This window comes from Pseudomonas sp. S2_C03 (assembly GCF_054668405.1).
Genome location: NZ_CP162766.1, coordinates 5,730,090 through 5,744,283 on the forward strand (window position 1 = coordinate 5,730,090; position 14,194 = coordinate 5,744,283).

At 63.1% G+C, this 14,194-nt stretch carries 12 protein-coding genes; 9 read left to right on the top strand and 3 right to left on the bottom strand.

The window, feature by feature from the left end; translation table 11 throughout:
• Positions 1-11: 11 nt before the first annotated feature.
• On the top strand, positions 12-983 hold the full coding sequence (locus AB4N64_RS26375; RefSeq protein ID WP_460119943.1) for a thymidylate synthase: 972 nt from the start codon (positions 12-14) through the stop codon (positions 981-983).
• A gap of 104 nt (positions 984-1,087) precedes the next feature.
• Here the strand turns inward: AB4N64_RS26375 and cadR are convergent, their stop codons facing one another.
• Positions 1,088-1,537 (bottom strand): Cd(II)/Pb(II)-responsive transcriptional regulator, encoded by a 450-nt coding sequence (cadR, locus tag AB4N64_RS26380; RefSeq protein ID WP_460119945.1) that lies wholly within the window; start codon positions 1,535-1,537, stop codon positions 1,088-1,090.
• A gap of 83 nt (positions 1,538-1,620) precedes the next feature.
• On the opposite strand from cadR, the gene AB4N64_RS26385 reads away from it, so the two are divergent.
• From AB4N64_RS26385 to AB4N64_RS26415, 7 genes are all read left to right on the top strand, one after another.
• Positions 1,621-3,876, top strand: a complete 2,256-nt coding sequence (locus AB4N64_RS26385) for a heavy metal translocating P-type ATPase (RefSeq protein WP_460119947.1) — start codon at positions 1,621-1,623, stop codon at positions 3,874-3,876.
• A gap of 16 nt (positions 3,877-3,892) precedes the next feature.
• The gene (locus AB4N64_RS26390; RefSeq protein ID WP_460119949.1) at positions 3,893-4,756 is read left to right on the top strand and encodes a LysR family transcriptional regulator; all 864 of its coding nucleotides are present in this window, start codon (positions 3,893-3,895) and stop codon (positions 4,754-4,756) included.
• A 222-nt stretch (positions 4,757-4,978) separates the two neighbouring features.
• Positions 4,979-6,055 (top strand): putative 2-aminoethylphosphonate ABC transporter ATP-binding protein, encoded by a 1,077-nt coding sequence (locus AB4N64_RS26395; RefSeq protein WP_460119951.1) that lies wholly within the window; start codon positions 4,979-4,981, stop codon positions 6,053-6,055.
• The gene (locus tag AB4N64_RS26400) at positions 6,055-7,779 is read left to right on the top strand and encodes a putative 2-aminoethylphosphonate ABC transporter permease subunit (RefSeq protein ID WP_460119953.1); all 1,725 of its coding nucleotides are present in this window, start codon (positions 6,055-6,057) and stop codon (positions 7,777-7,779) included. The genes AB4N64_RS26395 and AB4N64_RS26400 overlap by 1 nt, the downstream gene beginning before the upstream one ends.
• A gap of 39 nt (positions 7,780-7,818) precedes the next feature.
• Complete coding sequence (locus AB4N64_RS26405; protein ID WP_460119955.1) at positions 7,819-8,844, top strand: putative 2-aminoethylphosphonate ABC transporter substrate-binding protein; 1,026 nt, start codon at positions 7,819-7,821, stop codon at positions 8,842-8,844.
• 219 nt (positions 8,845-9,063) lie between these two features.
• Complete coding sequence (locus tag AB4N64_RS26410) at positions 9,064-10,197, top strand: TIGR03364 family FAD-dependent oxidoreductase (RefSeq protein ID WP_460119957.1); 1,134 nt, start codon at positions 9,064-9,066, stop codon at positions 10,195-10,197.
• Positions 10,197-10,757, top strand: a complete 561-nt coding sequence (locus AB4N64_RS26415) for a phosphonate degradation HD-domain oxygenase (RefSeq protein ID WP_460119959.1) — start codon at positions 10,197-10,199, stop codon at positions 10,755-10,757. Before AB4N64_RS26410 ends, AB4N64_RS26415 begins: the two co-directional genes overlap by 1 nt.
• A gap of 90 nt (positions 10,758-10,847) precedes the next feature.
• Here the strand turns inward: AB4N64_RS26415 and AB4N64_RS26420 are convergent, their stop codons facing one another.
• Positions 10,848-12,224, bottom strand: coding sequence for a GTPase/DUF3482 domain-containing protein (locus AB4N64_RS26420; protein WP_460119961.1), 1,377 nt, complete (start codon positions 12,222-12,224; stop codon positions 10,848-10,850).
• Complete coding sequence (locus AB4N64_RS26425) at positions 12,217-13,587, bottom strand: DUF2868 domain-containing protein (protein WP_460119963.1); 1,371 nt, start codon at positions 13,585-13,587, stop codon at positions 12,217-12,219. The genes AB4N64_RS26420 and AB4N64_RS26425 overlap by 8 nt, the downstream gene beginning before the upstream one ends.
• 85 nt (positions 13,588-13,672) lie before the next feature.
• On the opposite strand from AB4N64_RS26425, the gene AB4N64_RS26430 reads away from it, so the two are divergent.
• Positions 13,673-14,185, top strand: a complete 513-nt coding sequence (locus AB4N64_RS26430) for a dihydrofolate reductase (RefSeq protein WP_460119965.1) — start codon at positions 13,673-13,675, stop codon at positions 14,183-14,185.
• Positions 14,186-14,194 lie beyond the last annotated feature (9 nt).

Below are 14,194 nucleotides of genomic sequence, written 5' to 3' on the forward strand. Positions count from 1 at the left end.
ACAGGTAACTCATGAAGCAATATCTCGAACTGGTCGCCCACGTCATCAAGAACGGCACCAAGCAGGCCAACCGCACCGGCGTGAACACCATCAGCTTCCCCGGCGCGATGCTGCGGTATGACCTGCAGGAAGGTTTTCCGGCGATCACCACGCGCAAGATGGCTTTCAAATCCGCCATCGGCGAAATGTGCGGTTTCCTGCGTGGCGTGAACAACGCCGCGCAATTCCGCGACCTGGGTTGCAAGGTCTGGGACCAGAACGCCAACGAAAATGCCCAGTGGCTGGCCAACCCGTTCCGCCAAGGTGAAGATGACCTCGGCGAGATCTACGGCGTGCAATGGCGCAAATGGCCGGCGTACAAGCAAATCCCCTTGAGCAACCCGGCCGCCATCGAGCAGACGCTGAACCAGGGTTATCGCCAGATCGCCGAAGGCGAAGAAAACGGCCAGGCTTATGTGGTGCTGTACAAGGCCATTGATCAGGTCCGCCAGTGCGTCGATACCATCATCAAGGACCCGGGTAGCCGCCGTATCCTGTTCCACGGCTGGAACGTCGCGCAACTGGATGAAATGGCCCTGCCGCCGTGCCACCTGCTGTACCAGTTCCACCCGAATGTCGAGACGAAAGAGATTTCCCTGACCCTCTACATCCGTTCCAACGACCTGGGCCTGGGCACGCCGTTCAACCTCACCGAAGGCGCCGCGCTGCTCAGCCTGATCGGTCGCCTGACCGGTTATACGCCGCGCTGGTTCACGTATTTCATCGGCGACGCCCACGTCTATGAAAACCACCTGGACATGCTCAACGAACAGCTCAAGCGTGAGCCGTTCCCGATGCCGAAACTGGTGATCAGCGACCGTGTGCCGGAGTTCGCCAAGACGGGCGTTTATCAGCCCGAGTGGCTGGAACAGGTCGAGCCGAGTGATTTCTCGCTCGAAGGTTATCAGCACCACGCACCGATGACGGCGCCGATGGCGGTGTAACCTGTAGGAGCGAGCTTGCTCGCGATGGGTTCAGACACATCGGTGTCGACTGATATCCCATCGCGAGCAAGCTCGCTCCTACAGAGGGGGAGAGTTGCTTCACATTAGTGGCCGTGACTACGGCCTACATGTGAATGCTCCACCTCCGTCGCCACCACGCCGCCACTGACTTCCAGGCGTTGTAAAATCCCGCATTGATCGACCTCCGGCCCTTCGCCACAACGGCGGCGCAGGTCGATGAGTTGTGCCTGTAGTGCCAGCAGGCCGTCGATTCGTGCCTTCACGTGATGAATGTGTTCGTCCACCAGCGCATTCACGCTTTCACACTGATCCTGCGGGCTGTCGCGAAAGGCCAGCAGGGCGCGGATTTCCTCAAGGGTCATGTCCAGGGTGCGGCAGTTGCGGATGAAGGTCAGGCGTTCGGCGTGGGCCTGGGTATAGACGCGGTAGTTGCCGTCGCTGCGGGCCGGCTCCGGCAGCAGGCTTTCGCGCTCGTAGTAGCGGATGGTTTCCACGGCGCAGTCGGTGAGTTTTGCCAGTTCGCCGATCTTCATGACGGTGTCTCCAAAAAGGTGCTTGACCCTATAGTGGCTACAGGGTCTTTACTTGGCAACAGGCACTTTCAAGGACGCGAACAATGAGCGATTCCCGGCACACCCATACCCACGACGATGGGCACGGTCACAAGCTGCAGCCTGTGCATAAACATAACCATGGTGGCCCTGGCGACTCCTGCTGCTCGCCAAAGGCGGCAGCACCGGCGCGAGTGCAACTGACCGAAGCCCCCAGTGCCAACGCCAAGCTCAGCAGCTTTCGCATCGAGGCCATGGACTGCCCGACCGAGCAGACGCTGATCCAGAACAAGCTCGGCAAGCTGGCGGGCGTGCAGCAACTGGATTTCAACCTGATCAACCGCGTGTTGGGCGTGACCCACGACCTGCCGGGCACTGCGCCTATCGTCGAGGCGATCAAGTCCCTGGGCATGCACGCCGAGCCGTTGGAGCAGGGCGTCGAAACGCCGGCGCCAAGCGCTGAGAAAAAACCCTGGTGGCCGCTGGCACTGTCCGGCGTGACTGCGCTCGGTGCCGAAGTGGTGCATTTCACCAGTGCGGCGCCGGATTGGGTGGTGGCGATCATTGCGCTGATCTCGATCTTCAGTGGCGGCCTGGGCACCTACAAGAAGGGCTGGATCGCCCTGAAAAACCTCAACCTGAACATCAACGCGCTGATGAGTATCGCGGTGACTGGCGCGATTCTGATCGGCCAATGGCCGGAAGCGGCCATGGTGATGTTCCTGTTCACCGTCGCTGAGTTGATCGAGGCCCGGTCCCTGGACCGGGCTCGCAATGCCATCAGCGGCTTGATGCAGATGGCTCCGGACCGGGCGACGGTATTGCAGGCCGACGGCAGTTGGCTGGAGGAGGACGTCAAGACCCTCGCACTGGGCGCTCGGGTGCGCGTGCGGCCGGGCGAGCGTATCGGCCTGGACGGAGAGGTGGTGTCCGGCAGTTCGACCATCGATCAGGCGCCGATCACCGGCGAAAGCCTGCCGGTGGAGAAGACGGTGGGTGACAAGGTGTTCGCCGGCACCATCAATCAGGCCGGTTCACTGGAGTATGCGGTCACCGCCTTGGCCAGCCAATCGACCCTGGCGCGCATCATCCACGCCGTCGAGCAGGCTCAAGGCGCGCGCGCGCCCACCCAGCGCTTCGTCGACCAGTTCTCGAAGATCTACACCCCGGCGGTGTTTGTCCTGGCGCTGGCTGTGGCAGTGATTCCGCCGCTGTTCATGGGCGCGGCGTGGTTCGACTGGATTTATCGGGCGTTGGTATTGCTGGTGGTTGCCTGTCCTTGTGCGCTGGTGATTTCCACGCCGGTGACCATCGTCAGCGGCCTCGCGGCGGCGGCGCGTAAAGGCATTCTCATCAAGGGTGGCGTCTACCTGGAAGGCGGACACAAGCTCGACTACCTGGCGCTGGACAAGACCGGCACCCTCACCCACGGTAAACCGGTGCAGACCGATTACCTGGCACTCGACCCTACGGCTGAAGCCTCGGCGCCGACGATTGCGGCGGCGCTGGCCGGACGCTCGGACCACCCGGTATCGCTGGCGATCGCCCATGCGGCGGTGGATAAAGGCCTGGCGCCCCAGGTTGTGGATAACTTCGAAGCGCTGGCCGGGCGTGGCGTGCGCGGCGAAATCAATGGTCAGGTCTACCACTTGGGCAACCATCGCCTCGTGGAAGAGTTGAACCTGTGCTCGCCCGCGCTGGAGGAAAAGCTGTTCGCGCTGGAGAAACAGGGCAAATCCGTGGTGCTGTTGCTTGACGCCTCCGGCCCACTGGCACTGTTTGCCGTGGCCGATACGGTGAAGGACTCGAGCCGCGAAGCGATCGAGCAACTGCATGAGCTGGGCATCAAAACCCTGATGCTGACCGGCGACAACGTCCACACTGCCCAGGCGATAGCCGCGCAGGTGGGCATCGATGAGGCCAAGGGCGATCTGCTGCCGACCGACAAGTTGCAAGCCATCGAGGCGCTGTATGCCAAGGGCCATCAGGTCGGCATGGTGGGCGACGGCATCAACGACGCCCCGGCGCTGGCGCGTGCACAGATCGGTTTCGCGATGGCGGCCGCCGGCACCGATACCGCGATCGAAACCGCCGATGTCGCGTTGATGGACGACGATTTACGCAAGATCCCGGCGTTCATCCGTCTTTCGCGGAACACGTCGAGCGTCCTCAAACAGAACATTGCCCTTGCACTGGTGATCAAGGCGATCTTTCTTGCGGTAACCTTCTTCGGGTTCGCCACCATGTGGATGGCGGTGTTCGCCGACATGGGCGTGAGCCTGTTGGTGGTGTTCAACGGTTTGCGCCTGTTGCGCAAGTAATGGATGAGGGGCGGCTGTGCTGAGTGCCGAGCTGAAGGCGTTTTACATGGTTGCCCGCCTGGGCAGCATCACCCTGGCAGCGAAAAAGCTCGGGCTGAGCCAGCCCACGGTAACGACTCAGATTCGTCACCTGGAAAGCCAGTACTCGGTGGAGCTGTTCTACCGGGGCGGGCGCCGCCTCAGCGTCAGCGATGACGGCGCGCGGCTGTTGCCGATGGTCAAGGCGCTGTTGCAGCAGGAAGCCGACATCGAATTTTTCCTGCGCAACAGTGGCCAGGTCCAGGGCACCTTGCGCATTGCGGCGACGGCGCCGTATTACATCCTCGACCTGGTGAAAACCTTTCGCGAGCGCCTGCCCCAGGTCGAGGTCTCGGTGGAAATCGGCAACTCCCAACAGGTGCTCGAAGCGCTTGAGGAGTACCGGGTGGATGTCGCCGCGTCTTCCCAGTTGCTCGAGGATGCGCGGCTGATTCGCCGGGTGCTCGGTAGCGATCCGCTGGTGCTGGCGGTGCATCGCAGTCATCCGTTGGCGGTGCACGATCATGTGCCGCTCAGTGCGCTGGCCGGGCATACGTTGCTGATGCGCGAGGCGGGCTCGACGACCCGTCGCCTGACCGAAGAGTTGCTGGCCGGTGCCGGCGTGGATTTCGGTCCGCTGCTGGAGATCGGCAGCCGCGAATCGATCCGTGAGGCCGTGTTGCGCAATATCGGCATCAGCATCATTGCGCGCCAGGAAGTGCCTCATGATCCGCAGTTGCGGGTGCTGACTCTTGAGAATGCACCGCAGATTCCCGAGTACCTGTATTGCCTCAAGGAGCGCAAGGGCGCGCGGTTGCCAGCGGCTTTTCTGGGGGTGGCGCAGGAGATGGCGCCGGTTTGAGATCTTCGGCGCCTGTGCCGGCCTCTTCGCGAGCAAGCCCGCTCCCACACATTGGGTTTGTGGTGTTTGAACGGCCCCTGTGGGAGCGGGCTTGCCCGCGATGGGGCCAGAACAGTCAACCCAAATCCGCGAATATCACTATCAGCTGTTTTTGCCTCACTGCCACATGACGGTCTCATTACAACTCTAGGATGGCTCTCATCTGCCAGATGAGGCCTGTCCATGAACCACTCGATCACAACTGCCCTGACCACTCCCGGCGCACCGATGAAAGTGCGGGGCGTGCAGAAACGCTTCGGCGCTTTTACCGCGTTGGATAACGTCTCGCTGGACGTGGCAGCCGGTGAGCTGGTGTGTTTGCTGGGCCCGTCGGGTTGCGGCAAGACCACTCTGCTGCGCTGTATCGCCGGCCTGGAGACGCAGGACGACGGCGAGTTGTTCCTCGGTGATCGCAATGTTTCGGACCTGCCGCCCCAGGCCCGGGATTACGGCATCCTGTTTCAGTCCTACGCGCTGTTTCCCAATCTCACCGTGGAAGCGAACATTGCCTACGGCCTCGCCGGCAGTAGCCGGGAGGAAACGCGCCAGCGTGTCGGCCAGATGCTGGAGCTGGTGGGCCTGATCGGCAGTGAAAAAAAGTACCCCGGCCAGTTGTCCGGCGGCCAGCAGCAGCGGGTGGCTCTGGCCCGTGCCCTGGCGCCGTCACCTTCATTGTTGCTGCTGGATGAGCCGATGTCGGCGCTCGATGCGCGTGTTCGTGAGCACTTGTGCACCGAGCTGCGCCAATTGCAGCGCAGCCTCGGCATCACCACCCTGATGGTCACGCACAACCAGGACGAGGCCATGTTGATGGCCGACCGCATCGCCGTGATGAACAACGGCAAGGTCGAGCAATACGCCACACCGCAGGAAATCTACGATCGCCCCGCCACGCCCTTCGTCGCGGAATTCGTTGGCCAGGGCAACTGGCTGCCATTCCATCGCAGCAGCGACAGTCACGCCCGGGTCGGCGGTTTGAACATGCGTTTGCAGGATGGCAGCGCGAAAACCGCCTCCGGCCGCCTGTTCTGCCGTCCGGAAGCAATCAGCATCAACCCGGTGGTGCACGAAGAAAACCTGTTTCCCGCTCGCGTTCGCGAGATCACCTTTCTCGGCAACCGATGCCGCATGAGCTTCGAGCTGGATCAACTGCCCGGCCATGCGCTCCTGGCGGAACTGGCGCCAGAAGCCATGCCGCGCCTGGGTGCCCAGCAGATCATGGTCGCGCTGCCACCCCGCAGTCTGCAGGTGTTTGCCTGATGAGTGCCAACATCGCGCTGCCGATGCCGCGCAAGCGGGTTCGGCAAGCTTCCCGTGCCGAGATCGGCGACCGGCTGTTTGTAGTCGGTGGCAAGGTCTTGTTGCTGGTGCTGCTGACCCTGGCAGTGTTGATGCCGCTGCTGGCGATCTTCTGGCGCGGTTTCAGTTCGCAGGCCGGGCAGGGCGGGGGCCTGGCAGCGGCCAGCGAGTTGCTGGGCAGCGCCAATTTCCACTGGCTGCTGGGCAACAGCCTGAAGGTCTCCCTGAGCGTCGCGGTCATCGTCGTACCGCTGGCCTACCTTTTTGCCTACGCCCTGCAACGCACGATGATTCCCGGCAAAGGCCTTTGGCGTGGCATCTCGTTGCTGCCATTGATGGCGCCTTCGATGCTGCCGGGTATCGCGCTGGTCTACCTGTTCGGCAATCAGGGCATGTTGCGCGGTTTGCTCTCGGACAACATCTACGGTTTCTGGGGCATCGTGTTGGGCGAGGTCATCTACACCTTCCCACACGCCTTGATGATTTTGCTGTCGGCGCTGTCGCTGGCTGATGCGCGTCTGTTCGATGCTGCCTCAAGCATGGGCGCCAGCCCCGCCAAAGCGTTTCGCAGCATCACTTGGCCGGCCACGCGTCAGGCCGTGTTCGCCGCGTTCTGTCTGGTGTTTACCCTGACCATCACCGACTTCGGCGTGCCCGTGGTGGTCGGTGGTGACTATCAGGTGCTGGCGCTGGAGGCCTACAAGGCGGTGGTCGGGCAGCAGCAGTTCGGTCGCGGCGCGTTGATCGGTATGGTCCTGCTGTTGCCGGCGCTGTTCAGCTTTGGCGTCGATGCCTGGTTGCGTCGCCGTCACGGTGATTCCATGAGCGGTCGGGCGCAGGTATTCAAACCGGCGCCTTCGAAAGGTCGGGATGGTTGTTACCTGGCCATCGTGGTGTTGATCTGCGCAGCGCTGTTGCTGGTGTTCGGCATGGCGGTGTTCTCATCCCTGGTGAAGTTCTGGCCGTACAACCTGTCGCTGTCGCTCAACCATTACCAGTTCAACGACACGGCGGGCGGAGGCTGGCTCGCCTACGGCAACAGCGTGAAGATGGCCCTGTATTCAGCGTTGATCGGCAGTGTGCTGATCTTCACTGGCGCCTACCTGATGGAAAAAACCAAAGGCCAACGCGGCCTGAACCTGGCCCTGCGCCTGCTCAGCTTCGTGCCGATGGCGGTGCCGGGGCTGGTGCTCGGCCTGGGTTATGTTTTCTTTTTCAACATTCCCGGCAACCCGTTGCATGTGCTCTACGCAACGATGGCCCTGCTGGTGATCTGCACCATTGCTCATTATTTGACCACCGCGCAAATGACCGCCACCACCGCGCTACGCCAGCTCGACGCCGAGTTCGAAGCCGCCGCGCTGTCGCTCAAGGCGCCGCTGTACCGGCATTACCTGCGGGTCACTGTGCCGATCTGTCTGCCGGCGATTCTGGACATCGTGCGCTACCTGTTCGTCTCAGCCATGACCACCGTTTCGGCGGCGATCTTCCTCTACAGCCCCGACACCATCCTTGCGGCGGTGGCAGTGCTGAACATGGATGACGCCGGCAACGTCGGCGGCGCGGCGGCGATGTCGACCCTGATTCTGTTCACCTCGGCCAGCGTGTCGCTGCTGCTGGCCGGTGCTTCGCGCGGCTTGCTGCGCCGTTCCCAGGCCTGGCGGCAGACCGCGCCCGGTCATTGACTCGCCCTAACCGTCCTCAACTCAAAACAGGAAAAGATCATGTTCAAGCCCATGGCCCTGGCCGCTGCTGTCCTTACCGCTTTCAGCCTGAACGCTTTGGCGGCGACCACCGAGTTGACGGTGTACACCGCCCTCGAAGCCGAACAACTGAAGACCTACAAGCAAGCCTTCGAAAAGGCCAACCCGGACGTGGAGATCAAGTGGGTGCGCGATTCCACCGGCATCATCACCGCCAAGCTGCTGGCCGAAAAAGCCCGTCCGCAAGCGGATGCCGTGTGGGGCCTGGCCGCATCCAGCCTGGCGATCCTCGACCAACAGGGCATGCTGCAAAGCTACGCGCCGAAGGATCTGGGCAAGATCGGCGGCAACTACCGCGACGCCGCCAACCCTCCGGCCTGGGTCGGCATGGACGTCTGGGCCGCGACCATCTGCTTCAACACCGTCGAAGCCGAGAAGCAGGGCCTGACCAAACCGGTGAGCTGGCAAGACCTGACCAAGCCGGAGTACAAGGGCAAAATCGTCATGCCGAACCCGGCATCGTCCGGCACCGGTTTCCTCGACGTCAGCGCCTGGTTGCAGACTTTCGGCGAGAAGCAGGGCTGGCAGTACATGGACGACCTGCACCAGAACATCGGCCAGTACGTTCATTCCGGCTCCAAGCCGTGCAAGCTGGCGGCCGCCGGTGAATTCCCGATAGGCATTTCCTTTGAATACCCGGCCGTCCAACTCAAACGCCAGGGTGCACCGCTGGACATCATCCTGCCGAAGGAAGGCCTGGGCTGGGAGATCGAGGCGACTGCGGTGATCAAGGGCACGCCACATGAAGAGGCGGCGAAGAAGCTCGCAGACTTCTCGGCCAGCCCTGAGGCGATGGAACTCTATAAAGAGAACTTCGCCGTGCTCGCCCAGCCAGGCATCGCCAAGCCGCAAACCGAACTGCCAGCCGATTACGAGCAGCGCCTGATCAAGAACGACTTTACCTGGGCCTCGAAGAACCGCGACGAGATCCTGACCGAGTGGCGCAAGCGCTATGACGGCAAGTCCGAGAAAGTAGCCGCCAAGTAAAACCGCATCGCGAGCAGGCTCGCTCCCACAAGGATTTGTGGCGTACACATAGCCACTGTGGGAGCGAGCCTGCTCGCGATGGCGGTAAGTAAATTTTCATCGACTGACAGGGCCTCTTCGCGGGCAAGCCCGCTCCTACAGTGGTTATGTGCACGCCAAAAACCCCTGTAGGAGCTGGCTTGCCAGCGATAGCGGTCTTGAATTCAGAGACAAAAACCAATGACACACCACAACGACCTGCTGATCGTCGGCGCCGGCATCCTCGGCCTGTCCCACGCCTACGCCGCCGCCCGGCGTGGCCTCAAGGTTCGTGTTTTCGAACGCAGCGCCACGCCGCTCGGCGCCTCGGTGCGCAACTTCGGCCAGGCGCTGGTTACGGGCCAGCCACCGGGAATGATGCTCGAACTGGCCAAGGCCAGCCGCGACGTCTGGGGCCAGTGGGCGCAGCTCGCCGGCCTGCAACTCAAGCGAAACGGCTCGTACCTGTTCGCCCGCACCGAAGCCGAAGAGCACTTGCTTGAAGCCTTCTGCGCCGGTCGTGCCTTGGAACACGATTACCGCGTCGAGCTGCTGCGCGGCGCTGCCCTGCGCGATCTGTACGGTGGGCATTTCAGCCATCATCGCGCTGCGTTGCACGGCCTGGATGACCAGCAACTGTATTCGCGCGAAGCCCTGCCGGCGTTGATCGAGTACCTGCGTCGCGAACTGAATGTTGAATTTCACTTCTCAACCCTGGTGCGCGATGTCGAGCCGGGCCGCCTGCACAGCACCGCGGGCAGCTTTAGCGCGGACCAGATCATCGTCTGCTCCGGCCACGATTATCAGACGCTGCTGGCCGAGCCGATCGCCCGGCTCGAGCCGCAGACCTGCCGCCTGCAAATGCTGCGCGCCCGCCCGCAGGTCAATCTCAACCTGCAGCATGCAGTACTCACCGGTTTGAGCTGCGTGCACTACGGCGCTTTTGCCGACCTGCCAGAAGCTCGCGCGATACAGGCGCAGATTCTGCGGGACGAGCCGCATCTGCATGAAAACGGCATTCACTTGCTGATCAGCCCGACACCTTATGGCGAACTGATCATCGGTGATTCACACCACTACGGCAGCGACGCCTCGCCGTTCAATGCCGAGCAAGTGGACGACTGGATGATCGAATTGGCCGAGCAGACGCTGCGCTGCAAGGTGCAGGTGGTTGAGCGCTGGCAAGGTGTCTACGGTTCGCGCGGACCGGGGCCGTTCTCGTTCCTGCGCCCGGCCGAGGGTTTGAGCGTTGCGCTGATGCACACCGGCGTCGGCATGAGCGTCGGGCCGGCGATGGCCGAACGCAATGTTGCCACCTTGTTGGGAGAGTGTTGATGGACCGGCAAGCCCAATTGATCGCCGAGGTGTTCGGGTTGTACGAGCGTTTCGGCGACCACGATTACATCGGGGAGCCCGTGTCGCAGATCGAACACATGTCCCAGGCTGCCGAACTGGCGATTGCCGAAGGTTTCGACGATGAAGTGGTACTGGCGGCGTTCTTTCATGACATCGGCCACATTTGCGCCGGGAGTGCGCCAAACATGGGCGGTTTTGGTGTGGTCAGCCATGAACGCCTGGGGGCTGATTATCTGCGGCGTGCCGGTTTCAGCGAGCGCCTGGCGCGGCTGGTGGAGTACCACGTGCAGGCCAAGCGTTATCTGACCCTGAAAGAACCTGGGTACTACGAGCGCCTGAGCGAAGCGAGCCGGCGAACCCTGGAGTACCAGGGTGGGGTGATGAGTGCTGAGGAAGCGGACGCTTTCGAGCAGGACCCGCTCTGTGCGGTGAGTTTGCGCATGCGTCAGTGGGATGAGATGGCCAAGCAGCTATGGGTGCCGGTGATGGATCTTGGGATTTTGAAGGGGATGGCGGCCAGGGTTTTGGCCAGGTCGTAGACCGAGTCGCCTTCATCGCGAGCAAGCTCGCTCCTACAGGGGGGTAGGAGCGGGCTTGCCCGCGATGAGGCCGGCACTCACACCGCAAAACTAAAGCTGCCCAGCCAACCCCTCAACTGCCTCCTGCCGCTCCGCCTGACTCAACCTCGCCTGCGGATTCAACGAAGACCACTGCGGGTGTGCCCGCGCCTTGTTCAGCGCCTCGGGCAGCTTGCCCTCGCGCCAGGTCTTGTCCTGCGGCGTGGCCACCTGAATGCTGTCCAGCGCGGCATGCCCTCGGGCGTTGAGTGCTTGCAGCAGTTGCCGTTGGCGCAAGGCCAACAGGCGCAGCACGCTGTCATCCACGGTCAGCTCACGTTTGCCCTTGATCTTGCCCAGCAAGCGACTGCCATAACTGCGCGCGGTTTGCAGGGCGCCGCCGGCAATAGCGCCGGCCAGGGCGGCGGCGCCCAAGGTAATGCCGCCTACCAGCAGATCCACGCCAGCCCCGGCCGCCGCGCCGGCGGCGATGCCACCGCCGACTCGCACCCCGAGTTGCTTGAGGGTTTCGGGGTTGAACAGATCGTCGCCCCAGCGCCCGTCCAGCAACGGCAGATCACTGGCCGCAGCGTCCTGTGGACGGAACGCATAGAGCTGGAGAAGGGCTTCGACGCAGCGTTGTTCCCGTTGCCGCACTGCCTTGCGCAGTTCGCCGATCGCTTGCTGTTCCTGCTGCGCATCGCTGGCCACGCTGCGTCGGCAGGCCGCGCAGTCGATTAACAATTCGGCGATCAAACGCGCCGCACTTTCCTGCCGAGCCAGACGCTGGGCCTGTTGATCGGCGATCAGGCGCTCCAATGGCTCACGGGCGTGTTCCAACAGCAACGCCAGACTCTCATAAAGCCGCCGTTCTCCATCTTCCGGCGGTGCCACGCTGTCGAACCTGACCAGGGCGTGCAGGCCAAGACGCGCCAGTGCTTCGCGCCAATCCGGCTCGCGGTGGTCGGCGCTGCTGACGAAGTTCAGCACCGGCAACAGCGGTTTACCGCAACTGGCCAGCACTTCCAGCTCGTCGCGGTATTTGGCCAACACCGGTTCGCGGGCGTCGATGACATAGAGACCGGCATCGCAAGTGAGCAGTTGGCGCAGGACTTTGGCTTCCTGCTCAAAGCGCTGGCGTGCTTCGCTGCCGTCGAGAAAACGCGCCAGGCGAGCCGGGCCGTCGAGGCGTTCGCCCGGTCGCTCCAGGCGTTCGAGGTAATCGAGCAGGGCGATGGCGTCTTCCAGGCCGGGCGTGTCGAACAGGTCGAGCAACGGCTCGCCGTCCACCGACAGTCGTGCGCCCTCCACGTGGCGTGTGGTACTGGGGCGATGGGACACTTCGCCAAAACCGACATCCCGGGTGAGGGTGCGCAGCAACGAGGTCTTACCGACATTGGTGTGGCCGACCACGGCAAGCTTCAAGGGCGGTTTCCAGGCGTTAGTCATGACCAGTCTCCAGCCAATTCAGCGGCGCACAGTCGGCGTACGGCAGCTCCAGCTGAGCCAGTGCCACATGCCAGTCACTCAGGCGCTCGGCATCCAGTGCTTCACCAGGCGGGGCTTGCAGCAACCAGACCCGCGTGGCGCTGGCGTTACGTGCCAGTTCGGCGATCAGCGCCAGGCTGCCGCGATCCGGTGAGCGGCGCGGGTCGCAGGCGATGGCCAGGCGCGCCGGCGGGAAGCGGCTGAGCTGTTCCAGGAGTTTGTGTCGCGATTCACGACTGTCGAGGATGCCCGCGTCACTCACGGTTTTCGGCAGGAGAGGCGGCCAGGGCCGCTGGTCGTCGAGCTCGATGGCGACCAGCAGTGCGCCATCGCTTTGCAGTTCGCTGACGGTACTCTCCACGCGATGCAGTTGCTCGGGGGCGGCGTCGTTGATGCCCAGTCGTTCGCTCGTGGGCATGAGGCGTTCGCGCAGTTGCGCGTAGCCCGGCAGGTTCAGGTCGAGCGTCAGGCTGGCGCGCCCGCGTTTCCAGCGCCACAGGCACAACAGTGCCAGCAGCAGGCGCGGCAGCACGCCGTAGACCACCAGCACGCCGACCAGCCAGGTGGCCCAGGCCTGACGGGCACTTTCGATGTTCAGTGCGGCATCGCCACTGGCGCGAATCATCTCCACTGTGGGTACGTTGAAGCCGATCAGCGCGGGCAGGGCGCCCAGCGCCTGGGTCATGGCGACGAAGGTGTCGGCGCCCAGCAGAGTGGTTTCCCAGACGAAGCCGTAGCGCCGGGTCGCCATCAGCGTCAGCAGAATGACCAGTGCGCTGAGCATCGCCAGCCACCACAAACCGTTGACCAGCACACCGAGCGCCCAGCGATTGAGTTTCCGCCGTTGCAGCAACAACAGCAGGGCGGGCGCCAGTTGCGCAGCCTTGGCATCGCGGGCGAGTTTTTCGCTGAGCCACAACCACAGTCGCCCCAACGTGGCGCCGTGTTCGCCGGCGAACACCAGGCCCAGGGCCCAGCCCAGCAGCAGAATCAGGTTGAGCCCCAGCAAACTGCCCAGGGCCCAGAACACATTCACCGGTGTTTGCCCGTCGCCCAGCGCAGCAAAGGCCAGTCCGGCGCCGCTGATCACCGCGAGTACGGCAAGTACCAGCACCGCCAGGCGCGCGCCTTGCAGCCAGTGGCGCAGCGCGTCCGCCAGACCGTCGCGCTCGGCCAGCCACAGGGCGCGGCGGACAATCCGCGTCGGCAGGTCGCCGCCGGCACTGCGGGCGACTCGGTTGGCTTCCCCATCGTCCAGGGGGCCGGCGTGCTCTTCACGCAGGCGGATGGTTTCGGTCAGCCAGAGGTTGTTCAGTTCAGTCACGCGCCATCCCGTCGCTCCATTGAGCTGTGAGCATAACCGCTGTGGCGCTTATCGGGGTACGGGAGGCTCTGGTATCCTCGCCGGCATGACTAAATCACTCCCCCTCAGCCTGATTGCAGCCCTCGGTGAAAACCGCGTGATCGGCGTCGACAACAGCATGCCCTGGCACTTGCCGGGGGATTTCAAATATTTCAAGGCCACCACCCTGGGCAAGCCGATCATCATGGGCCGCAAGACCTGGGATTCCCTCGGCCGTCCGCTGCCGGGGCGCTTGAACATCGTGGTCAGCCGCCAAGCCGGCCTGGTGCTGGAAGGCGCCGAGGTGTACCCGTCGCTGGAAGCGGCGGTCGTGCGCGCCGAAGCGTGGGCGAAAGAGCAGGGCGTCGATGAGCTGATGCTGATTGGCGGGGCGCAGTTGTACGCGCAAGGCCTGGCTCAGGCGGATCGTTTGTACCTGACCCGAGTGGCACTGAGCCCGGAAGGGGATGCCTGGTTTCCGGAGTTTGATGCGAAGGAGTGGAAGCTGGTTTCCAATGTTGAAAACCCGGCGGTGGATGACAAACCGGCCTACAACTTCGAGGTTTGGGAGAAGGCCTAAGAGCTCGCG